The following is a 22,016-nucleotide window of genomic DNA, read 5'->3' as shown; positions in this document are numbered from 1 at the left end:
TAAAACGGCTTATTAAGGTTTCATTTTTCTTGTTTGTCAGTTGCATGAACGCTTCACTCAGCGGTAATCCGACGGTCTTTTTTATGCTTTCGCTGTCATATCCTTTAATATCTAACCTGCTAAAAGCGTAATTAAAACTTGATACAATACCATTAGTTGCATCTGCCAATGTGTAGTCAAAATCAAAAATAATGGTATTATATTTATCGTCAATCATATTTTCCATTCCTGTTGTTAAATCATCACTTTTGCCCAAAAAGAACTTTCCGTCAGATGAAGCAAAACGCCAGGTCAGATAAATCGTTTACTCTTAAAAATCGTTTACTCTTAAAAATCGTTTACTCTTAAAAATCGTTTACTCTTAAAAATCGTTTACTCTTAAAAATCGTTTACTCTTAATGCTCATTTTCTGGGAAGAGTAAACGTGCATGAAATTCCTTGAATAACAGGCTCTAATAAATGAAAGTACTTGAAAGCACTTTCATGCCAAATAAGTGGGAAAAATTGGTTTTGGGATGAGCTCATCAAACATTATTGGAAAATAAGGAATGTTATGGGAAATGGCAAAACTTCAGAAAATAAAAACATAAATGGTGGTGTGAATGCACCATCACTTATTTAACAAATGTTAGTTCTTCACCACGCATGATAACCATTCTATCCTTGAGTGGCAGAAGTATCTTGCCGTAAAGTTCCCACTTGTAACTTCCATTTTCTTCAGCGACTGTCCAGATGTCATAGTCCCAGTATTTTCGGTCTCCGTTCTCATTGAGTTTTGTCCATCCATTAATTCCGAAATATGTGTCTGTAATGGTATTCATTGCCATTTTTAGACTTTCATCATTATCCGGAATGGCATCCAGATTAACAAATGCAGCTACCCAGAGAGCGTCATATGCGGTCAATGCGTAAGACTCAGGAAGTCTTCCAAGTCGGGCTTCGATTTTAGGTCCAACCACCTGGTATCTGTCATTTGCTCTCAAGTATCCGTATACTGGTGCTCTGACATTGATTGCTGCAGCAAAACTGGCTGCATCATCGTCATTGATCAGTTCCCTGTTCAGCGCCATGCCGTCAGTGCCATACCAGTTGACCTCTGACAGGGCAGGATAGTTCCGGGCCAAAGTAAAGATCTCTGTTACTTCTCCATAGGAACAAAGAAGCACAGCTACGGATCCCTCCCCGTTTTCTGAAGTGGCTGCTACTACTTTTTCATTGAGTGCCTCCACTTCTGCGGAAAGGTCCGCGTTCTCGGTTTCATATATAACTCCCTCAAGCACTGTGCCATTAAGAGTCTCAAAACTCTTCTCTACCTCATCAACGAGTCCGTTACCCCACAGGTCATTCCTGTACATAGGGATTACAGAACCGATCCCCTCATCATTCATCAGTGTAGCCAGTGCCATTCCCTGGTTGGTGTCGTCAGGTACAAGCCTGAACAGATTATCGTCAGGGATCGCTAAAGATGGGGCTGTTGATGCAGTACTCAGAAGGATGATGCCATTCTGGGTTGCATACTCCATGACAGCTTCTGCCTCACTGCTTGACTGCGGGCCGATAACCATCTTTATCCCCATTTCATCAAGTTCCTTGAGCCGTTCCAGAGCTGTTTCAGGATCACTTCCGGTATCCTTTACAATTATTTCCACGTTCTTTCCGGAACCAAGTCCTGAGAAATAACTGTTGATATCCTCAGCTGATATTTCAAGTGCTGTCTGGCTTGCTTCTCCTATAGAGGCAAGACTTCCTGTAAGCGGTAACAGTGCTCCTATGGTCAGATCCTCTGATTCACTGGTAGCCTCTCCGGTCGATTCAATACAACCCGACCAGAGAGTTGCTATAAGTAATATACCCATTAAAGCACATGCTGTTCTTTTCATTAACATCAAAGTAAATTTATAGTTTATATCTGTATTTAAATATTTTGAGTGTAAGTGGTTTGTATCTCGAGGTCATTAAATTCAGTACTTCTCCGAATTCTCTTCATTTTTGGGTCTAACACCATTGATTTATCTCAAATAATCCCCCACTGATCGAATCCGTAACTTTCCCCTGGACCATTCCTCAACAAGATTTACTTTGTATATTTTTTATTTCTGAACTGGGCCTTGAACCATTCTTCACAGGTTCTGTATTAATCTTTTTTTGTATGTAAGGTTTGTATGGATCAAGTTTACCCGGTTTTGGCGGGTGTTTCTGCAAGTCTGGGGCGGTTTTCTTGTTAAGATATTTCCTCACAGTTCCCCTGGCGTAACCTGTTTGTCTGGCGATTTCATTGTCGCTAAAGCCTTGTGAATACAAATCTCGTATCAGTAGCCATTCCTCCACTTTCAGCATTATCTACAATCCTCTAACTTTTCTCAAGAATTGAGAACTGAATATTTTTAAACCGCCGAAATTAGAAGATTCTTAACCGTCCTTGACAAGAGAAAAGCATTTCTGTGCACCTGGATAAAAACGATCAACCTTCACAGACCTTTGATATCAAAAAGTAAAGTGAATTACATGAGTTATCGGTTAAGCGTTAGATGATCACTCATGGATTCGTTTTTTGTTGACAGTAATTCTTCATAAATGTGGAATTTCTTTAAAAAAGTGGAGTGAAAAATCACTCCAGAATTACCTCGTTAGCCGGTTCCCATGCAGGCTGGTTTATGGAAAGGAACTCAAGGTCAACATTTCCGGTATTCTCGATGGATTGTTTTGCGTTTGCAGGTACGAGGACAATTTGTCCTTTTTTCAGTTCAAATGGTACATCTTCTATGTAGAGCATGCCTTCGCCCTCAAGAACATAATATGTTTCCGGGTTCTTCATAATGAGGGAATCAAGGAGATCACCTGGTTTAACTAGAAAATGTGCAATGCTGTAATTTATGTCCAGCTCCATTTCAACCCTATTCGGATTGATCAGATTTCTAACGGGTGCATTTCCAAAGTAGTTGATATCTTCAATGTCTTCAATGTTTTTGTTATAGATGTAGTCATCTACGTAAAAGCCGGAATGAACAAGGTATGTCTGGTTACCGATAGAAGTTCTCCTGGTGAATGTGCACTTCTTTGAAGGTTCTGTCTCACCTGGTTTTGGCCAGTCATAATTGACCCATCCCTCGCCTTTTTCGCTTAAAGCAGTGTCTATGAGCATCCTGCCTAACGGTTTCCCATTATAATCTTTAAGCTCGCTCACATTCTCGCCTTCGCCGCTTGTTTTTGGAGGGAAAACAACCCGTATTCCTTCAGTCTTCCAGACGGTGATGTAGGAATCATTATGGAACCATTTGCTGTCTTTTTCTCTGAAATCGGGAAATGCAAGCTCTCCTTTTTCATTTATGAGGTCAATAGCTGCATTGACCTGGGACATTGTATAATCTTTCTGGGCTAACAGTTCGGTCTGTTTTTCTTCACTTGTTTGTTCTTTAGGTTCAATAACACCTGTTTTTTCTGACTGCACACAGCCGGAAACTGCCAGCAAGAGAACAGTAATGAACAGAACACAAAGTACATTTTTAAAATGATTCATATTGTAACACCTGTCAAATATATTTAGAAAATTGATGGAATTATCCACTCAAAACAGCGAAAAGATAGAAATCAGCGAAGAGACCGAAATCAGGATTTATTGGAAGCTCAAATTAGGACCCACCGCAAAATAATATATGCAACAGAATTTAAATTTTTATACAATACTTCCCATTTTTACAAGCAAGCCGCTCAATTAACTCAAATAACAATTATATGCTGTTCTGGTTATTTTGTAACGAGTACTTAGTACAGTAAGGACCTAATTTTTGATGTACGGGCCTAATTTGTGATTTATGTTTTATATCTTAGCTTCCAATATAAGCGATGCTTGTGCCTGTTTATCCAGGTTTCAACGAATCGATATTATAATTTTCCTGGCATATTAATTAGTTAATGATATTAGTTTCTACTATATCAAATTTATTAATAATTTAAGACAGCTAAAGCTCTGTAGAAATCCTGCTTAATATTTTATTTTAACATAATAATTTAAAAAATATTGCCTACCTGAGTACTATAAAAACGCATTAGATTTATTAAAACTACTGCCAAATAAATTTGAAGGGAAACCGGCAAATAATAACAATATCATTGTTAAATTATATGATCAGTTTCCTGCTATCTCTAGTCGCTCTTGTGCTAGGTTATTTTTCTTATGGTGTGTTTGTTGAAAATGTATTTGGAGCTGATCCCTCACGCAGGACACCTGCATACACCCAGGAAGACGGGGTTGATTTTGTCCCCCTCAGCTGGCCCAGCATATTCCTCATCCAGTTTCTCAACATTGCTGGCTTGGGCCCTATATATGGTGCTATTCTGGGAGCTTTATACGGCCCTGCTGCTTTCCTGTGGATCGTCCTGGGCAGTATTTTTGCAGGTGGAGTGCATGATTATTTTTCCGGAATGCTAAGTATCCGTCATGAGGGAAAGAGCATTTCAGAGATTGTGGGGCTATATTTAGGCAGACAGGCGAGGATTGCCATGATTGCGTTTTCCGTTATCTTACTCATACTTATAGGAACGGTGTTTATGTCCGGACCGGCAGGACTTTTGACAAATCTGGGGTTCACAGGGCTACTGGCCCAACCGAATTTCTGGCTAGTCCTTATCCTCCTGTATTACTTCGTAGCTACTGTCGTTCCGATAGACAAGATTATAAGCCGTATCTACCCCTTATTCGGAGCTGTCCTGTTGATAATGGCATTGGGCATCGGCTCCATGCTTCTCATCAAAGGATACGAGATCCCTGAAATAACCTTCAGGAGTTTCCATCCTGATGGTCTTCCTTTGTGGCCTATGCTTTTCGTAACCATCACCTGCGGAGCTGTTAGCGGATTCCACTCTACCCAGTCCCCAATAATGGCCCGATGTCTGACAAATGAGAAATATGGCAGACGTATTTTCTACGGAGCCATGATTGCGGAGGGAGCCATCGCTCTTATCTGGGCTGCTGCTGCAATGTCTTTCTTTCCGGGAGGAGTAGTCGGCCTGAGTGAAGTTACTAATGCAGGAGGTGCTGCCCTGGTGGTAAAGGATGTATCCCTGGGTTTGCTGGGGCCTGCAGGAGGAATTCTCGCAATCCTGGGAGTTATCGCCTGCCCCATCACATCCGGAGATACAGCCTTCAGGAGTGCACGTCTGACCATAGCCGATGTCATGAATCTGGACCAGAGGCCTTTAAAGAACAGGCTAATAATAGCTTTTCCAATATTTGTCATAGGGTTCAGTCTGACCCTGATCGACTTCAGTATAGTCTGGCGTTACTTCGCTTTCTCGAATCAGGCACTGGCTACCATAGTTCTCTGGACATCTGCAGTATATTTGTCAAATAACAACAAATTTCACTGGATTGCTACCATCCCGGCTACATTTATGACAGCAGTGGTAACAACATACATCTTACAGGCTCCTGAGGGGTTCGGCTTACCAGGCAGTGTCTCTTATCCTGCAGGAATGATCTGTGCCGCCACCGCTTGTGTCCTATTTGCCACCTATTTAAGGAAAATATCTCCATCATTAGCTTTACTCAGTGAGTGAACAATGAAGGACGGTTTAGAGATATTCCCGCTCAAAATGGTTTGAATAAAAAAGGAAGGGGTTTGATCCAAAAAAAGATTCGAGGAGAAGGAAATAAATCCTTAACCCATGACCCGTGAATGGGAATATAACCTGCAGGAAATAAAAGGGAAATGTGAAAAGGAAAAGATTCCAGGAAACTACGTTGCAGACCCTGGAATATTTTCCTTGATTTCCAACCCTTGTTTGTTTCGACTTTTGCAAAACCCGTTGAGGTTTTACCCCAAATTCTTAATGCATGTGCCCGTTGATTCCGGGCATTTCACTTTTATCGGGATCAGGTACGCTGGTTTTTGACCAGTGCCCTGCAAGGAAAGCTCCGGACAGGTTGTGCCAGATGCTGAAGATTGCACCTGGGAGCGCTGCAGCAGCTGTGAAATGTTTTATCGCAAGAGCAACACTGAGGCCCGAGTTCTGCATTCCTACCTCGATTGCCAGGGTTCTTGCTTCTTTTTCGCTGAGCTTGAAGGCTTTTGCAACTCCGTAGCCGCCTGCAAGGCCCAGACTGTTGTGCAGGATCACTGCAACCAGGACCATAAGGCCGCTCTGTTCAAGGTTTTCGCTGTTTGCCCCTATGATTATGGCAATGATGACAACGATTGCGAGAGCTGAAATTGCCGGAAAGACGTCCTTGATTGCTGTAATCCTTTTTTCAAAGAAATAATTGATTGAAAGCCCGAGCACTACAGGCACAATAACAATATTTACAACGCTTACAAGCATGCCCATGACATCCACATCCACGGTCTGCCCGATGAAGAGCCAGGTAAGGAAGGGAGTTGCGAGAAAAGCAACCATGGTGGAGACAGATGTGAGCACTATTGAAAGTGCAACATCCCCTTTTGCAAGGTAGCAGATCACATTTGAAGCCGTGCCGCCGGGACAGCAGCCAAGCAGAATCACACCAGCTGCAAGGTCGGCAGGAAGCTTTAAAGCCAGGCAGACTATCCACGCTGCCAGAGGCATAAGGGTGTACTGCATCAGGGTGCCCAGAATGACCACATAAGGCCTCTTCAGGACTGCAAGGAAACTGTCCACTGACAGTGTGACTCCCATCCCGAGCATAATCAGGCTCAGAAGGGGCACAATAGAGCCTTTATAGGGGATAAAATACTCCGGATATACGTAGGCTACTGCGGATAAAAGCACCGCCCATAGAGGAAATAATGATGTGAACTTTTTTATCATTTTTTAGTACACCAGCTCTTAAAATTGACAACTAAGTCATTAAATAAACTGAGATTGTCATTTAAATATATACCTATTTATTCTCGATATATAATAAAGCTGTAATTAATATTGAAATAGTAACAATGATACACGATATATGCACGATATATGCACGATATATATTGCTGGCAGACTTGAAAATAGAAGCTTTATTCTTTTCAACTGTTGCCAGCTAACTTTCATCCTGTTAAATGCTTAGGGTACTCAGGGTACTCAGGGTACTTTGAATTTTTTGAAGGTCCACTTGCTACTTATATATACAGGCTCTGCCGATACAATCCCCCATGAGACTGGATTCATACCTTGTAGATATGGGACATTTCAAGTCCAGGGGACGAGCCAAGACTGCCGTTCATGAAGGAAACGTTAAAGTCAACGGCGCTGTGGTAACAAAAGTCTCCAGAGACGTCTCAGTTGATGATGTAATAGAAGTTGTCGAAGGCCTGGACCAGCCGCAGGGCTACTTTAAACTCCGGCTTGTTCAGGAAGAAAGCGGGGTCCTCAAACCCGGGGACAGGGTTCTTGATCTGGGGTCGAGTGCAGGCGGTTTTCTCCTTTTTGCGTCAGAGATTGCAGCCCATGTAAAAGGCATAGAATTCAGCCGGGATTTCAGAAGTGAGCTTGGGAAAATTGCATATGAACGGGAAAACGTTGAGGTAATGTTCGGGGATGTTTTCACCATACCTCTTAAAGAGCTCTCTGAGGAGCCCGTGGATGTTATTCTCTCAGACATGACTCTTGAACCTGAGAACTCACTCAAAGCTCTTGCCAGAGTGCTCCCTCTCCTGAAGGAAGGGGGAAGGCTGCTCCAGGTAATAAAAACTCCAAAGAAGAAAACCCCTAAGTCAATCCTGAACAGGATCGAGGACCTGGGGCTTGAAGTCCAGCATGTCATCAGTTCCGAAAAGCAGGAGATTTATGTGGTTGCAAGAAAACTTCTGCCTGAAGAAAAAAGTCAGCTTGAAGAAAAAAATCAGCTCGAAGAATAAGAATCTGCCTGAAGAAAAAAACCAGCTTGAAGAAAAAGAATCGGTCTGAAGAAAAAAATCAGAAGGAATAAAAACTGATGAAAGTTGCTGAAAAAGCTGGCTCCTCTCCGGACAATCTCAATTGTATGGACACGTGCACCATGCATAAGAACACTGACGAGACCGGACTGAGGGTTTATGGGCATGGAAAACCTGTTCGCCTCTTTGTCGCAGGGCTGCATGGGGATGAGTGGAAAGACACAACGGAACTCCTGCTGAAAATAGAGCCTCCCGAAAAAGGCACCCTTGCAGTGATCCCGCTTGTCAACAGGGGAGAATATATCTCAACTCTGGACCCGGCTTACTATCAGGGAATGGGGATAAGTATACTCAAAGCCGTTGAAGCTCTGGACCCCGAGGTTTACATTGAACTCCATTCTTATTCCGGAGAAAACCTTGAAAAACTTGCAGGAAGGGACAGGCTGGAAAGGATCGGAGTACCTGCCTACAGTGTCCTGAAAGCAGGGGTATTACTGGGTTCGGTTTCTCCCTGGATTCGAAGGAAGTATTTTCCAAAAGAAGCCCTTTGCCTCTCTTTTGAGGTCCAGAAAGGAAATCCCCTGTCAAGGGAATTTGTTGCCAGCATGGTTGAAGTCCTCAAAGAAACTGAATCAAGGGATGAGTTCGTTGAATTCCTGAGAAAAGAATTCCCTGAACAGGCAAGAAAAGCTATCGAAGATTACCGGCACTTCTACGGAGAAATCTGAGAGATTACTTCTTTTACGGGGAAATCTGAGAGATTACTTCTGAAAATTTGAGAGCTTGCCTGCTAAAAATGAATATTTATCCGTACCTTAGTAAAGCATTCAGTTCCGAGTCTGTTTTAAGGAACGCCTGCTCTTTTTCGGAAAGTGTGCGCTGAGCAACTTCAATCCCGCTTATCATAGTGATCTGTTCGGAGGTACTTGCGCTATTGTACGGCTTTATAAGTTCATTATAATACGACCTCTCTGCCTCATAGTCAAGAGCCTTTATTTTCCAGTCCCTGTATAGAGAAAGGAAACTTCTATAGTTTTTCGGGTTACTGAAGGTCATGCCCTGGTAGTACTTTTCGTTTTCGTCACTATAAACAATATACCCACCAGTACATTCTATGGCTACCCAGAAACCCGGAGAAACTTCAGCCAGGACCCATGCATGATTGAAGCCATCAATGATGTTCGAGTTCGACACATTTATACTGTCATACGTACGGCTGGGAACTTCAATCTCACCCAGGTTCCCGGAATCGGAGCTTTCATGGACAATGTTCCCGTTTGCGATTCTACTATCACCTGTGAATTCAAAATTTCCTGCAGCTATTCTTGCGTTAATTCCTTTTGCCTTTAACATGTTCCAGACATCCTGGGCCATGTTATCGCAGTCATAAACATCATCTGTTGAATATGTATGGCTATTGGAGTACTCGGTTGCTATTTGCCCGCATACCCGGATATTTTTATCAGTTTGTATCCGGTCCTGTGATCTCGGACTGTTTGAATAAGGAGAGTCATTGGAGCCAGGGGTAAAAGTTGAGTAAGCAGTCAATAAGGTTCCTAAAATACAAATTACAGCCACAATCCGGATCCCTTTAAAAATACACCTGTGAATGGGTATTTTATGGTTATTAAAAGAGAAAAATACTGTTTTTGAAAAATTGAGTTTTCGGGAAGTAGAGGTTTCGGACTCAAAATCCTTCATTTCACGCTCGGAACTCTCTATATCAGGTCTGTTTTTAATTCTCTTTCCGCAACCTGAACAAAAAAAGTCTTCCGGATCTACCTCCAATCCGCAGTTATTGCAGTACACCTTCCACTACCTCTTAAGGGGGGTTATCTTAGACTTTTAAAGGAGCTTAAGGTCTCCGAACCTGTTAAGTGAAAAATGAAGCTTAACCAGCCAGTTCAAACTCTTTTTCCATTGAGTCTGTTCCGGAGCCAATTTATTAGGACTCAGTTGACTGATGTTCAGTTGACCAGGGTTCAGTTGACCAGGGTTCAGTTGACCAGGGTTCAGTTGACTGATGTTCAGTTGACTGAGGTGCAGTTTGAGAGTCCAGTAATTTGCCCGCCATTTCTCGGAGACCAGACACCTGCAGCTTGAAAAGTATCCTGTAAATTGAGTTTCTGGGTATCCAAAAGCAGGACTTTAAATCCTTTCATTTATTTTCGATTTGAATATAAAATTCACATCAATATATAATTTAGGTAGTTTAATACTAGTTTAATGGTATAACATACTAAATTAATTATAATATCGAAGATCAAAACAGATGATCTAAAAAAGAGGAAAATAAACAGATGATCTAAAAAAGAGGAAAATAAACAGATGATCTAAAAAAGAGGAAAATAAACAGATGATCTACAAATCTAAAAAAAAGGAAATAAACCTTAATTGGTGACACTTCTTCCAAAAAAAGGAGCTGCAGAACAGAATCTGCAACTTTTCCTGTAATAAACTAAGTTATTTACTTTTCAATTGTTAAAGAGGGGTCAGGTTTTACCTGCGCATATTAAGTGCAGGTGCTGACATGCCGTCGTAGGTACTTGCCATATGCTCGGGTCTGACGTCCTGCATTGAGGAACTCTGGGCGCGGAGCATACTGTCCACACGAAGCACCATTGCTGCAGTTTCAAAACCTGCTTTGATGGAGTTGACCTTTACTCTGAGAGGGTCAACAACACCTTTTTCAAGCATATCTTCAGCAGCACCGGTCAGGATGTTTAAACCGGCGTTTTTGTTTTCGGCATGCTTTGCGCGGAGGTTCAGGATGGTGTCGATGGCATCCAGGCCTGCGTTTCTTGCAATTGTCCTTGGGATTTCTTCAAGAGCTTCAGCAAAAGCTGTGATTGCCATCTGTTCACGCCCGCCTATGCTGGAAGCATAAGAACGGAGGGAGAGTGCAACTGCCATTTCCGAAGCCCCGCCTCCGGCAACGACCTTTCCGTCTTCAACCACACATTTCACAACTTTAAGGGCATCATCAATTGCACGTTCCAGATTGTCAACCACATGCTCGGTTCCGCCGCGAAGAACGATTGATACGGATTTTGCACCCTTACAGTCTCTGAGGTAGGTTTTACCCTGCTCGTCGTCCCTGTCCTGCTCAAGGAGCCCTGCGTGCCCGAGTTCTTTTTCTGTAAGTTCCTTGATGTTTCTTACAGGTCTGCCTCCCGTAGCGTCAGCAAGGTGCTGCATATCGTCGTTCTTTACCCTGCGGGTTGCGTAGATTCCCCTGCTCTGGAGGTAGGCTGCGATCTTGTCATCCATACCCTTGGAGCAGAAGACAGCATTTGCGCCTGCCCTGATTATGTGATCCGCCATCTCAAAAAGGGCTGTATCCTCTTGCTTTAAGAAATTTTCGATATCACTTACGTTGCTGATCTGAAGTTTTGCCTTGTTTGCGGTCTTTTCGGTCTCCATAGGAGCATCAATGAGCGCGATATTGGGATTTACAACCTTGAGAGAGAAGTTTTTATCAAGTGCAACCTTGTCAAGTACAACTCCTTCTACATATTCCGTCTCCTCAACACGCCTACCGATATCTTTTGTAATAATAATGTTTTTAAGGTCGGCTTTTCCTTCCTCATGAATGGCAAGAACAGCATTCACGCAGAGTTCTGAAATCAAACGGCTGTATTTTTCGGAAGCCTTGCCAGTGATGGAGGTTCTGGCAGTTTTGACAAGCAACTCTCTGTCTCCCTCACCTGCAGTAACTGCCAGGTCCTCTAAAATCTCAACAGCTTTCTCTGCTGCAAACCTGTATCCTTTGACAACAACTGACGGGTGTACTCCATTTTCAATAAGGCCTTCTGCTTTTTCCAGCAGGGCCCCTGTGAACACAACAGCGCTTGTGGTCCCATCCCCTGCAGAACTTTCCAGGGACTGGGCAACCTCCACAAGCATCTTGGCTGTCGGATGCTCAATGGACATGTCGTGTAAGATAGTCGCACCGTCGTTTGTGATGGTAACGTCCCCCAGAGGGTTCACAAGCATCTTGTCCATACCCCGGGGTCCTAGCGTACTCTTAACTATGTTTGCCACTGCTTTTGCAGCTGCAATATTCATGCTGAGTACGTCTCTTCCCTTTGTTTGTTCCTTACTCGGATCTATTATGTAGATTGGCTGGCCACCTTTATCCATCTGAACAAAACCTCCTGAAAATACATAGTATGAATTGAAGGATAAATTATTGATAATTTGAAGTTGTTTTCTGACTTGCGGGCGCTTTATCTCAGGCATCGGACCCGAACACCCTGTTTTGCGCAATTTGTTAAACTTGTAGATAGTAATTGATCAGGAAATTACTGATAATACTTCTATAAAAATATACCGGTAAGACCTGTAATTTTACAAAAAGAACGCTGTTTCCGCTTCCTGTTATGCTGTAAAGATGAAAAAGGCAGTATCCCATCCTGCTTGCCACAGGGACCTGAAGGAAAATGTTTGCAGGAAGCACTTCTGCCTTTAACTTCTACTTCTGCCTTTTCCGGGGAATTTGTTTGTAATTCTGTTTATTTCTGTCTGTTTACCCTGTTTATTTTTTCCTGGTTATCCAGCTTTCTACCTGACTATCCGGCTTATTTCTGTCGGGTTACAATCTTCACAGACCCGTCTTTATTTCCGATGTAAAGTTCATCCACATTACAAAAAATCCCGTGCTCAACCACTCCTGGAATCGCAGACAGTTGAAGGGCAAGAGCTTCCGGGTCTTTTATAACACCAAACTCTGCATCAAGGACAAAATTTCCGTTATCCGTTATTACGGGCCCGTCTTTTTTTACAGCAGACCTGAGTTGTGGTTTTCCGCCCAGCTCCCGGATTTTCTTTACTGCAAGTTCTTTTGCAAAGGGCAGGACTTCCACAGGCACGGTTTTATCAAGCTGCGTGTTCGTTTTCGACTCATCGGCTACAACCACAAACCGTTTTGCAGAAACAGAAACGATTTTTTCTCTTGTGTGAGCCGCACCTCCTCCTTTAATAGCATGGAGTTCGGAGTCGATCTGGTCAGCCCCGTCAATGGCAAGGTCCAGTTCAGGGTGCTGGGCAAGGGTAGTCAGCCTGATTCCTGCATCTATTGCGAGCATCTCGGATTGGTAAGAGGTGACAACCCCCAGGATATCGAGCCCTTCCTCCCGCACAAGGCGTCCAAGTTCCTTTATGGTGTATGCAACTGTTGAGCCTGTGCCCAGTCCAACAACCATTCCAGGGCTAACAAGCCTGGCTGCTGCAATTCCAGCTGCCCGTTTTTCGGGAGAATCAGTAGAAGTATTTCTTTCCGTCATTTTATGTTCCGCCTTTCAGCTTTAAAAAAGTTAACAAATATTTTTCAAAAACAGGAAGTCCTTTCAAGCTTAATAGAAAAAATTAAAGGGATCAGGGAGAAAGTCTTCTCCTGTCCCTCGGGAAAAGCACCGTATCCCTGATATTGTTAGTTCCGAGCATGGTCATGACAAAACGCTCACAGCCCAGTCCCCACCCTGCATGAGGGGGCATTCCGTATTCGAAAGCTTTAAGGTAGAACTCAAAGCCGTCGGGGTTTAAACCCTGTGACTCTATCCGGCTCTTGAGAAGGTCATGAATGTGAATCCGCTGGGCTCCTGAGGAAAGCTCCATTGTGCGGTGCATCATGTCAAAGGACTTGCTGAACTCAGGCCTGTCTTCATAAGGCATGGCATAGAAAGGTTTGATCTCCGTGGGCCAGTCGATAATGAAGTAGTGGGACTCGCCTGTGGTTTCGTAGACATAATCTCCGACTGTGTGTTCTCCGAGAGTTCCGAGGTCGTCTCCCCAGTGCATTTTCTCTTCAGCGCGGCTGTTTATGATCTCAATTACCTCGTCATAGGTAAGCTTCAGGAAAGGAGTCTTCGGGACTTTCAGTTCAACTCCAAGTATTTCAAGAGAGGCTTTGCAGTTCTCAATTACCCGGGCATAGACGTAAGCAACCAGGTTTTCCAGAATTTCCATTACATCGAAATGATCGGCAAAGCTGACTTCGACATCGATAGAAGTGGCTTCGTTTAAGTGCCTGCGGGTGTCGTGTTCTTCTGCCCTGAAGATGGGGCCAATTTCAAAGACCCTGTCAAACCCGCCGCTCATGAGGATCTGCTTGAAAAGCTGGGGGCTCTGGTTGAGGAAAGCTTCCCTATCAAAATAGGTGATCGGGAAAAGGGAAGTGCCACCTTCTGTAGCGGTAGCAACGACCTTTGGGGTTGCTGTTTCAATAAAGTTATGCTTTACAAAATATTCCCTGATGGCCTGGAGAGACTCATGCCTGATTTTAAAAACCGCAGTTGTCTCTGCTCTTCTCAGGTCAATAAAGCGGGAGTCAAGCCTTGTGTCCAGTTCGGCTTCTACCTTTCCGGTTGTGTCCATAGGAAGAGGAGAAGCTGCAATGTTCAGGACAGTGATCTCTTCAGGGAGCAGTTCATAACCGTTCGGAGCTTTTTCTTCATACTTGACAGAGCCGGTTACGGAAACTACGGACTCGCGAACAAGCCTTCTTGCTGCATCGAAGAGTTCTTTGTCAATTTTTTTCTTTACAAGTGTGACCTGAGCCTTTCCTTCCCTGTCCCTGAGAACAACGAAACAGATCCCTCCAAGGTCTCTGACCTCATAGACCCAGCCTGCGAGGGTTATTTTCTGACCGTTATCAACTTTTTCGGGTTTGACATCGGTTGTATAATGTGTTCTGAGATTTGCTAAAGACATAAATTCACCTTAATTAGGGGATAAATTAGACGTAAATATAAGAATGAAGCTGAAACGTAGGTGAATAGTCATAACTCATTATTAATGTATTTGTTGCACCACCCGAGTTGCGCTTCCCGAGTTTCGCTTCGGGATCACGAGGTCCTTTTCGCTGCGCTCAAGAGGACTACTTGATGGATTATAGCAGTGAGCGTAATTCAAGAGGACTGAATTACGATTTCTCTGACCTATACAACCTTATTCGCCATACTGTGTCGTTTTTGTCACGCTCGACGAAGGAGAGCGGCTTTCCAAAAAAGATCGAAAAGGAGAAGAATAAAGAAAAGGAAACTCGAATTTTAAAGCTGATGATGGCGCTTTTGAGTTAAAAAGAGAGCATAACAGGTCAAAACAACAGAATTCAGTCTGCTTTCTCTTTCAAATCTTAGGGCTTATTTCTCTTTCAAATCTGTATTTCTTTCTTTTTTCCAGTGCCTTTCTTTTTTTTATGGGCGTCCAGACAAGCCGGCGGAGGCGCTTATATTTATGTGTGAATTTGAATGAGGTTCCCCGGGGCAAGAAAAGTATTCTTCGGATAGATAAGACATTTCTGAATTCAGTTTCTTCTGGTGGTGGCATGAATTCGCCTGTTAATTTTTACGAATCAGGCTTCAGCGATTACCTCTCCTTCCATCCAGGGGTGTATTGTACAGATATAATCATAAGTTCCCTCCTGCTCAAAGGTGTAAGTAAAAGTCTCTCCCTGCCTGAGGTATTCGGATTCAATACCTGACCCTACAACATCATGGAGCACGGAATCGTAGTTTGTCCACCTTACAGTCTGCCCAACATTAACATTAAGGCTCTCGGGTATGTACTTATAGTCCCGAATCTCGACATCAACAATCTCAGTTTTCGCACCGGTTTCATTCTGCTCAGACTCAGGGACAGTTACAGTTTCTTCTTCTTCTCCGGCAACTTCCCCGGTATCTACTTCTTTGACAGGTTCTTCGACAGGTGTGGAAGGGGCAGGCTCTTCCGAACCCCCATTTTCAGCACAACCCGCAACAAAAAGAATACCAAGCATTACCAGAAAAATTATTATTTCCTTTCTCACTCTATTTTCCCCTCTAAACCTCAGTTTTACACTTATATTCCGCTTCTACTCTTTATTCCTTAATCTAATCTTTACCTCTCTCGTAAAACCCATTTGGAAACTCAGTTCAGTACATCAATTTCTACATGCTTTCTCGATCATGAATTATTATCCTATCCTGACATTCTGATCTGAACTTCTCAATACCACTTTTTAAATTCTTAATTCAAATAAAATTCCCAATCTGTTTCCCCTTATCATTCAGAATACAGGTTTCATGTACATTCTTAGCAACATCAATACCAACATTCAAATACACTTTTAAGAGCCACCACGACACTATTATTATAGGCTGGGAACCAAAAATTATAGTCTGGGAACCAAAATCCCTCTGCTCTCTACAGGCTGTAAGCTCGTGGAAAATCGCCAGACTCTGTGAACACAGAGCTGTAACATGTTAAATTGCCGGAGAGCCGTAAGAGCGAGGGTGGTAGTCTAAGATAGCCGGACAAAGCCGTAAGTCCTCAAAACTACCCTCCTAGCCTACGTATCGTTTTTATGGAAATGCAGCTATAATAATGAAGCTATAATAATGAAGCTATAATAATGAAGCTATAATAATGAAGCTGTAATAATGAAGCTATAATAATGAAGCTATAATAATGAAGCTGCAATTATCCTTTATGCGAGTCTGCTTGAGCGCATCTCAGCTAAAACCCATCAAGTAGTCCTCTTGAGCGCATCTCAGCTAAAACCCATCAAGTAGTCCTCTTGAGCGCAGCGAAAAGGACCGCGTACTCCCGAGGCGCAATTCGGGCGAGGCGCAATTCGGGCGAGGCGCAATTCGGGCTTTAGACCCATCTTCTCTTTTTAAAATAAAGAAACATGATTATTCCCAGTAATGCCATAAACAGCATTATTGCAGGGTAACCCCAGTACCATCTGAGTTCGGGCATGTAGTCAAAGTTCATGCCATAGACTCCTGCGATAAAGGTAAGGGGGATGAAAATCGTGGCGATGATCGTCAGAACTTTCATGATATCATTCATCCTGTTGCTTATGCTGGAGAGATAGACATCTACCATCGAAGAGAGGATATCCCTGAAGGTTTCTATGGAGTCAATAACCTGAATGGTATGGTCATAGATATCTCTCAGGTAAATCTGCGTAGTCTCCTTTATGAGTCCTGATTCAGCTCTCTGAAGATTGCTTATCAATTCCCTGAGGGGCCAGACTGATTTACGGAGAATGATCATTTCTCTCTTATATTTCTGGATTGCTTTCAAGGTTTCAGGCTTTGGGTCGACTATCAGTTCTTCTTCAAGGTCTTCGATCTCTTCCCCAACGTACTCAAGAATCAAAAAATAGTTATCAACTATAGCATCAATCAGGCTGTATGCAAGATGATCCACTCCGTTCTTTCGGAGGCGTGAGGCAGGATTTTTTAACCTCTCCCTTAGAGGATCAAAAACATCTCCTTCCCTCTCCTGAAAAGAGAGGATATAATTGGGGCCAACGATAATGCTTACCTGGTCTAGCATTATCTCTTCTCTTTCTTTATCGAGAAGTATCATTTTCAGTACAGTATAAATATAGGAACTGTAATCTTCCATTTTGGGGCGTTGTCCCGTGTTTAGCACGTCTTCGAGAGTCAGAGGGTGGATCTTAAAATAGCTTCCGAGCTTTTCTATAACCTCAATCCGATCGAGCCCATCGACATTTACCCATAAATTCATTCCAGGCTTGTCTTTAAAGGCCAGGCATTCCTCCACGGTCTGCAGCTCTTTTTCTATCAGTTCCTCGCTGTTGTAGGCCCAGAGCCGGATCACAATCCTCTCTGCCTTTTTTTCCCCCACATGCACAAGCGTGCCAGGGGCAAGCCCGGCCTTTGATTGTTTTTTCCCTAACTTTGTAAGTCTCAAGACTCTTCCTCACTTTTGAATAAAAATAAACACTTTTCATAATGAGGGTTTATTCAATTTAAGTTCTGTGTACAGTTTTCTATTTAAATGCTTCACAGTCCACTCGCAGTGTTGATGGTTTACAATTGTTCACAAAAATTGTCAAAAAGGAATTTATGTTCACATACTCAGATAAATATATGTATTATCCAAACGATAAAATAATATACTAAATATAAAACTGGTTATCCGAAAAATGGGGAATCGGGATAAATCGCCAGTTTAGAACAAATATGTTGGGAGTGGTTTTTTGGTTCAATCCGAAATCATGAATAGTTTATACAATATGACAGACGAAGTCATTTCTTTTGTTCCGACTCTTGTAGCAATTATCCTTCTTATTATTGTGGGAAAAATCCTGGGATCCGTTGTTGGAAAGATTGGAGCAAAGATCCTGGACAAGATAGGGCTTGACGACTTGATTGATAAAACGGTCATAGGTGGGATGATAAAAAAAGCTAATATGAGTACTGTAGGCTTTTTTGATTCTATAATCCGGTGGTTCATTTACATCATCTTTGCCGTGATTATCATAGATCTCCTGCAGATACAGGCAGTTGCTGATTTCATCACTATGATAATCCTCTACATCCCACTTATCATTTCCGCCCTCGTTGTGCTGATTATAGGCTTGCTGATCGTGGATTTCATCAGCGACCTGGTAAAAACAATACTTGTTGCAACGGGAGTGGATGAAAAGATCGAAAAAACCTCCATCGGGACTTCGATCAAGGCAGGGGGGGCGTCAGTCTCCGGGATCATAGCCGGGCTGGTTAGAATCTTTGGGTACCTGATCTTCCTCACAGCTGTAGCAGACATTTTACAGCTGACAATGATCACCCAGCTGCTGATAGATATTACTCAGTATCTACCCCGCCTCCTAACCGGAATCCTGATCCTGGTGATAGGGGTTCTTTCCATTGACATCGTCATGGACTACCTGGCTGGCACTGTTAAGGGTATGAATGTAGAAGGTGCAGAAGTAATTCTCCCTCTCCTTCGGGGCTTCCTGTTAATCATCGTGATCCTTGTAGCTCTGGATACGATGCTTATCGACACAAGCATCCTCTACCTTTTCTTCGGACCGCTGGCATGGGGAATTGCAGTTGTGGTTGCCTTTAAATACGGGGTCAAGGACGCGATTGTTGCGTATGCAAAAGAAAGGAAGTAATTCTTCCTTTCATTTTTATAAAAAATGTCTTTCCTGACTTAAATTAGTTAAATTGACTTTATTTGTTAGGACTTAAATCAATTTAACTATCCTTAAATTTTCAGACCTTAATTTTTCGACTCCAACTTAAGCAAAATTGAAAATCTGATCTGTTGAACTCTTTTTTTGATGAATTTATATATAAAACATGTATTAAATTTGTTTTATACAGGCTTTTCTCCAACTTTAGTATACTATTTTTTAGATACATATAAAAAATAATAATTATATAATATTCTTAATATTCTTTTCTCGATGTACTGTTTTTTACGAATAAATTAATTTTACCTGGTTTCCGGGACACGAATAGGGGAATCTAAGGCTTTTGAGTGGGAAAAAGAGACGGATAACGGCTTTTATTCGGGAAATCATCAAATTAAAAAAATATAATGGTTTAAAAAATATAAAGAAATTTTACTTTTATAATAGTCTGAATAAATTTTATAAATCATACTTTATTCTTTATAAAATAATATTAATAGGAAAATACTAATACTTTTTGTATGATATATATGACTGTAATTTACACATTAAAACACTGCGAATTTTCAGCCAGATCAAAACGGGGTTCATAATTATTAAAACGGAATTAGTATCTGCTGAAAGAAAAATAGTGGGGGAATTGAGATTAGATCAGGATTAGACCGTCTAGCAACTGCTTTAATTATTCTTTTACTTGTAAGTGCAGCTACCTGTACCGCCTCGGCGCAGGATAACGAAAATCCAGCGATGGTCCTCTATAACAACACGGTTGTTCTCACAGAAGGCAATTTTACCTTCGTGCCGAGCAATAACGTCTCTGCAAGCTATGAGATCTCCAACTCCACAGACCTCGGAGCTCTCTATTCAACAGGGCTTGATTTCAATGTATCCGATATGGGGGAAATGGCCGGAAATGATACCGGGAACATGACAGAGAAGTCCCTGATACTTGAAAGTATAGAAGGGTACCAGAATAACAATGAAACCATGGAGAAATGGTTCACCTTAATAAACGAAGTCCAGGTCCCTGATGATATCGGCATGAACCAGGTGAGTGACGGGGATGAGGTAAAATTCCTGTACACCCTTGAAGAAGGAGGAGAACCGGTCCTTGCAGAAGCAAAATATGCGGTGATGATCAAGGTCGCAAAAGAAGCGCCTCCAGAGGGAAAGGACCTGATTGAAACCGCAACCCAGGCTGGAAACTTCACGACTCTTCTCGCAGCCCTTAATGCCACAAACCTGACTGACACTTTGAAAGGGGAAGGTCCGTACACGGTCTTTGCTCCGACAGATGAAGCCTTTGCAGCCCTGCCAAACGGAACCGTCGAAGGGCTCCTTAACGACACAGAAGGCCTGAAAAACATTCTCCTCTACCATGTTGCAGGTGAGAAGCTGATGGCAACAGATGTTGTTAACATGACTAACATTACGACCCTTCAGGGAAGCGAACTGCCGGTCAATGTTACTGAGGAAGGAGTGTTCGTAGGAAAAGCAAAGATTACTATGCAGGATGTAGAGACCAGCAACGGCATTATCCATGTCATAGATGCAGTACTGATCCCACCTGAAGGTCCATCTGAAGGAAAGGATATCATAGAAACCGCAACTTCGAAAGGATTCAAAACCCTTCTCGGAGCCCTTAATGCCACAAACCTGACTGACACTCTGAAGGGGGAAGGCCCGTACACACTCTTTGCTCCTACAGATAATGCCTTTGCAACCCTGCCCAACGAAACCCGGGAAGCTCTCCTTAACGACACAGATGCCCTGAAAAACATTCTCCTCTACCATGTTGCAGGTGAGAAGCTGATGGCAGAAGATGTTGCTAACATGACTAACATTACGACCCTTCAGGGAAGCGAACTGCCGGTCAATGTTACTGAGGAAGGAGTGTTTGTAGGAGACGCAAAGATTATATTGCAGGATTTAAATGCCAGCAACGGCGTTATCCACGCCATAGATGCAGTGCTGATCCCGCCCAAAGAGCTTCCTTCAAAGTGGTACTTCTTCTCGATTCCCTTCAAAGCTGAAAATGCCAGTGTTGAGAACCTGCTTGCAGGTGTGCAGTACAATGCTCTGGTCTACTACAACGGCTCAAGCGGGATCTATGAGAACGTTTCAACCCTCGAACCCCTGAAAGGATACTGGATAAACGTCCCCGGAGGGGTGGAATTCAACGCCTCCGCACAGTTTGCCTCAGCCGCAGAGGCTTCATCTGTAATGTCAGCCCCACAGAGCATAAAACTGTACCCTGGCTGGAACGCGGTTGGCTCACCCGTAAAATATAACCTGACGGCCGATTCTGCATTTATAACCATCGGAACTAACTATTCCAAGGTAATGGGCCCCTGGATAACTGATGAAGAAAGCGGTTCCGGTACCTATGCCTTTGTAGGTTACAATGGACTTTCCGGAGTACTCAACGGAAACCAGGTCGGTACGGATATTTTCGAAGTTAAACCCTATGAAGGGTACTGGGTGTACATGAAACAAGAAGGCACGTTCGCCTGAGAGGTGTTTTCGTAAAAGGCTTCAGATAAAGCTGGAAATATAGAAAAAACAAATTTTTCTAAAAAAGAAATAATCTCGTTCCCGGATATCGGGAATGAGATTTGATTTATATATTTTTTTCGGTTTTTCATCATTCTCTATGGATAAGATTTTTTCAATTCAAGACCGCGCTGGTCTTTCGGAGGATGTCCACACAAAACAATGAAGAGCCAAAAAATAGTCCCGGAAATGAAAGATTATGACGATAATGGGACATGGATGCGAGTAGCTTTTGCACCAGGTTGCAGGTTAATTATTGTCTCTGTGATAGGACCCGGAAAACAATATGTTGCGGATAAATTAGTGAAGTTAACATCTAAATGTATTTCTGGATTAAGACCTCTTTTGCTACACCCTTACAGTTCCTGTATTTTTTAATCAGTATTTATATAAAGTTTCCTGCCAAAGGTTGAGGGCATGGAAACCCCGGATACTCTTAATTCTACCCCAAATACGCCCCTGGATACCCCCTCCTCTTTTGCAGTAAATATGTCTTACCTTGACAAAATATTAGATAAAACATTCACCTGGTTCTCGGCTAACTTCGGTACCTTCTTATTCATCACGGAAAACAATATGTTGCGGATAAATTAGTGAAGTTAACATCTAAATGTATTTCTGGATTAAGACCTCTTTTGCTACACCCTTACAGTTCCTGTATTTTTTAATCAGTATTTATATAAAGTTTCCTG

The 22,016-nt window shown here is 42.6% G+C and carries 16 protein-coding genes and 3 pseudogenes; 7 read left to right on the top strand and 12 right to left on the bottom strand.

Translation table 11 applies throughout. The annotated features are described in order from the left end of the window. From PHF18_RS10230 to PHF18_RS10215, 4 genes and pseudogenes are all read right to left on the bottom strand, one after another. Positions 1-256 (bottom strand): HAD family hydrolase (locus PHF18_RS10230; RefSeq protein WP_300102100.1); only part of this gene is annotated, 256 nt, incomplete at its 3' end. 358 nt (positions 257-614) lie between these two features. Beyond that, positions 615-1,880, bottom strand: coding sequence for an ABC transporter substrate-binding protein (locus PHF18_RS10225; RefSeq protein ID WP_300102097.1), 1,266 nt, complete (start codon positions 1,878-1,880; stop codon positions 615-617). A 256-nt stretch (positions 1,881-2,136) separates the two neighbouring features. Further along, a pseudogene (locus tag PHF18_RS10220) lies at positions 2,137-2,337 on the bottom strand (helix-turn-helix domain-containing protein); the annotation flags it as partial. A 271-nt stretch (positions 2,338-2,608) separates the two neighbouring features. After that, positions 2,609-3,517 (bottom strand): cache domain-containing protein, encoded by a 909-nt coding sequence (locus tag PHF18_RS10215; RefSeq protein WP_300102094.1) that lies wholly within the window; start codon positions 3,515-3,517, stop codon positions 2,609-2,611. Positions 3,518-4,122: 605 nt separating this feature from the next. On the opposite strand from PHF18_RS10215, the gene PHF18_RS10210 reads away from it, so the two are divergent. Then, complete coding sequence (locus tag PHF18_RS10210; protein WP_300102091.1) at positions 4,123-5,556, top strand: carbon starvation protein A; 1,434 nt, start codon at positions 4,123-4,125, stop codon at positions 5,554-5,556. 270 nt (positions 5,557-5,826) lie between these two features. Here PHF18_RS10210 and PHF18_RS10205 read toward each other — a convergent pair whose 3' ends face one another. Then, positions 5,827-6,783, bottom strand: coding sequence for a bile acid:sodium symporter family protein (locus PHF18_RS10205; protein ID WP_300102088.1), 957 nt, complete (start codon positions 6,781-6,783; stop codon positions 5,827-5,829). 326 nt (positions 6,784-7,109) lie between these two features. Here PHF18_RS10205 and PHF18_RS10200 point away from each other — a divergent pair, with 326 nt between their 5' ends. Further along, the gene (locus PHF18_RS10200; protein WP_300102085.1) at positions 7,110-7,814 is read left to right on the top strand and encodes an SAM-dependent methyltransferase; all 705 of its coding nucleotides are present in this window, start codon (positions 7,110-7,112) and stop codon (positions 7,812-7,814) included. A gap of 77 nt (positions 7,815-7,891) precedes the next feature. Continuing rightward, complete coding sequence (locus PHF18_RS10195) at positions 7,892-8,560, top strand: DUF2119 domain-containing protein (protein WP_300102082.1); 669 nt, start codon at positions 7,892-7,894, stop codon at positions 8,558-8,560. 76 nt (positions 8,561-8,636) lie between these two features. Here the strand turns inward: PHF18_RS10195 and PHF18_RS10190 are convergent, their stop codons facing one another. Continuing rightward, positions 8,637-9,641: a hypothetical protein gene (locus PHF18_RS10190; RefSeq protein WP_300102079.1), complete on the bottom strand. Its 1,005-nt coding sequence runs from the start codon at positions 9,639-9,641 to the stop codon at positions 8,637-8,639. A gap of 75 nt (positions 9,642-9,716) precedes the next feature. On the opposite strand from PHF18_RS10190, the pseudogene PHF18_RS18080 reads away from it, so the two are divergent. Continuing rightward, positions 9,717-9,827, top strand: a pseudogene (locus PHF18_RS18080) (hypothetical protein); the annotation flags it as partial. A gap of 32 nt (positions 9,828-9,859) precedes the next feature. Here the strand turns inward: PHF18_RS18080 and PHF18_RS10185 are convergent. The 6 genes from PHF18_RS10185 to corA all read right to left on the bottom strand — a co-directional run bounded on the left by PHF18_RS10185 (position 9,860) and on the right by corA (position 17,540). Continuing rightward, complete coding sequence (locus PHF18_RS10185; protein WP_300102076.1) at positions 9,860-9,994, bottom strand: hypothetical protein; 135 nt, start codon at positions 9,992-9,994, stop codon at positions 9,860-9,862. 337 nt (positions 9,995-10,331) lie between these two features. Next, positions 10,332-11,975, bottom strand: coding sequence for a thermosome subunit alpha (gene thsA / locus PHF18_RS10180; RefSeq protein WP_300102073.1), 1,644 nt, complete (start codon positions 11,973-11,975; stop codon positions 10,332-10,334). Positions 11,976-12,412: 437 nt separating this feature from the next. Next, entirely contained in the window at positions 12,413-13,117 is a 705-nt protein-coding gene (gene rpiA / locus PHF18_RS10175; protein WP_300102070.1) for a ribose 5-phosphate isomerase A, read from the bottom strand. Positions 13,118-13,208: 91 nt separating this feature from the next. Continuing rightward, on the bottom strand, positions 13,209-14,543 hold the full coding sequence (gene aspS, locus PHF18_RS10170) for an aspartate--tRNA(Asn) ligase (RefSeq protein ID WP_300102067.1): 1,335 nt from the start codon (positions 14,541-14,543) through the stop codon (positions 13,209-13,211). 643 nt (positions 14,544-15,186) lie between these two features. Further along, positions 15,187-15,639 carry a cupredoxin family copper-binding protein gene (locus PHF18_RS10165; RefSeq protein ID WP_300102064.1) on the bottom strand — a complete coding sequence of 151 codons (453 nt, stop codon included), beginning with the start codon at positions 15,637-15,639 and terminating at the stop codon, positions 15,187-15,189. A gap of 830 nt (positions 15,640-16,469) precedes the next feature. Then, positions 16,470-17,540 (bottom strand): magnesium/cobalt transporter CorA, encoded by a 1,071-nt coding sequence (gene corA / locus PHF18_RS10160; RefSeq protein ID WP_300102061.1) that lies wholly within the window; start codon positions 17,538-17,540, stop codon positions 16,470-16,472. A 325-nt stretch (positions 17,541-17,865) separates the two neighbouring features. Here corA and PHF18_RS10155 point away from each other — a divergent pair, with 325 nt between their 5' ends. The 3 genes and pseudogenes from PHF18_RS10155 to PHF18_RS10145 all read left to right on the top strand — a co-directional run. Further along, positions 17,866-18,750, top strand: a complete 885-nt coding sequence (locus tag PHF18_RS10155) for a hypothetical protein (RefSeq protein ID WP_300102058.1) — start codon at positions 17,866-17,868, stop codon at positions 18,748-18,750. Positions 18,751-19,518: 768 nt separating this feature from the next. Beyond that, positions 19,519-21,285: a fasciclin domain-containing protein gene (locus tag PHF18_RS10150; RefSeq protein ID WP_300102055.1), complete on the top strand. Its 1,767-nt coding sequence runs from the start codon at positions 19,519-19,521 to the stop codon at positions 21,283-21,285. A gap of 210 nt (positions 21,286-21,495) precedes the next feature. Then, positions 21,496-21,654 (top strand): annotated as a pseudogene (locus PHF18_RS10145) (IS1 family transposase); the annotation flags it as partial. Positions 21,655-22,016 lie beyond the last annotated feature (362 nt).

This window comes from Methanosarcina sp. (assembly GCF_028693135.1).
Taxonomy (GTDB): domain Archaea; phylum Halobacteriota; class Methanosarcinia; order Methanosarcinales; family Methanosarcinaceae; genus Methanosarcina.
The sequence above is the reverse complement of the archived record's forward strand: the minus strand, read 5'-3'. Positions and strand labels throughout refer to the sequence as shown.

Excerpts from the sequence above, each read along its gene's own strand:
- PHF18_RS10225 (WP_300102097.1), bottom strand. The coding sequence starts at position 1,880 with ATGAAAAGAACAGCATGTGCTTTAATGGGTATATTACTTATAGCAACT.
- PHF18_RS10215 (WP_300102094.1), bottom strand. The coding sequence starts at position 3,517 with ATGAATCATTTTAAAAATGTACTTTGTGTTCTGTTCATTACTGTTCTC.
- PHF18_RS10210 (WP_300102091.1), top strand. The coding sequence starts at position 4,123 with ATGATCAGTTTCCTGCTATCTCTAGTCGCTCTTGTGCTAGGTTATTTT.
- PHF18_RS10205 (WP_300102088.1), bottom strand. The coding sequence starts at position 6,783 with ATGATAAAAAAGTTCACATCATTATTTCCTCTATGGGCGGTGCTTTTA.
- PHF18_RS10200 (WP_300102085.1), top strand. The coding sequence starts at position 7,110 with ATGAGACTGGATTCATACCTTGTAGATATGGGACATTTCAAGTCCAGG.
- PHF18_RS10195 (WP_300102082.1), top strand. The coding sequence starts at position 7,892 with ATGAAAGTTGCTGAAAAAGCTGGCTCCTCTCCGGACAATCTCAATTGT.
- PHF18_RS10185 (WP_300102076.1), bottom strand. The coding sequence starts at position 9,994 with ATGAAAGGATTTAAAGTCCTGCTTTTGGATACCCAGAAACTCAATTTA.
- thsA (WP_300102073.1), bottom strand. The coding sequence starts at position 11,975 with ATGGATAAAGGTGGCCAGCCAATCTACATAATAGATCCGAGTAAGGAA.
- rpiA (WP_300102070.1), bottom strand. The coding sequence starts at position 13,117 with ATGACGGAAAGAAATACTTCTACTGATTCTCCCGAAAAACGGGCAGCT.
- aspS (WP_300102067.1), bottom strand. The coding sequence starts at position 14,543 with ATGTCTTTAGCAAATCTCAGAACACATTATACAACCGATGTCAAACCC.
- PHF18_RS10155 (WP_300102058.1), top strand. The coding sequence starts at position 17,866 with ATGACAGACGAAGTCATTTCTTTTGTTCCGACTCTTGTAGCAATTATC.
- PHF18_RS10150 (WP_300102055.1), top strand. The coding sequence starts at position 19,519 with ATGGTCCTCTATAACAACACGGTTGTTCTCACAGAAGGCAATTTTACC.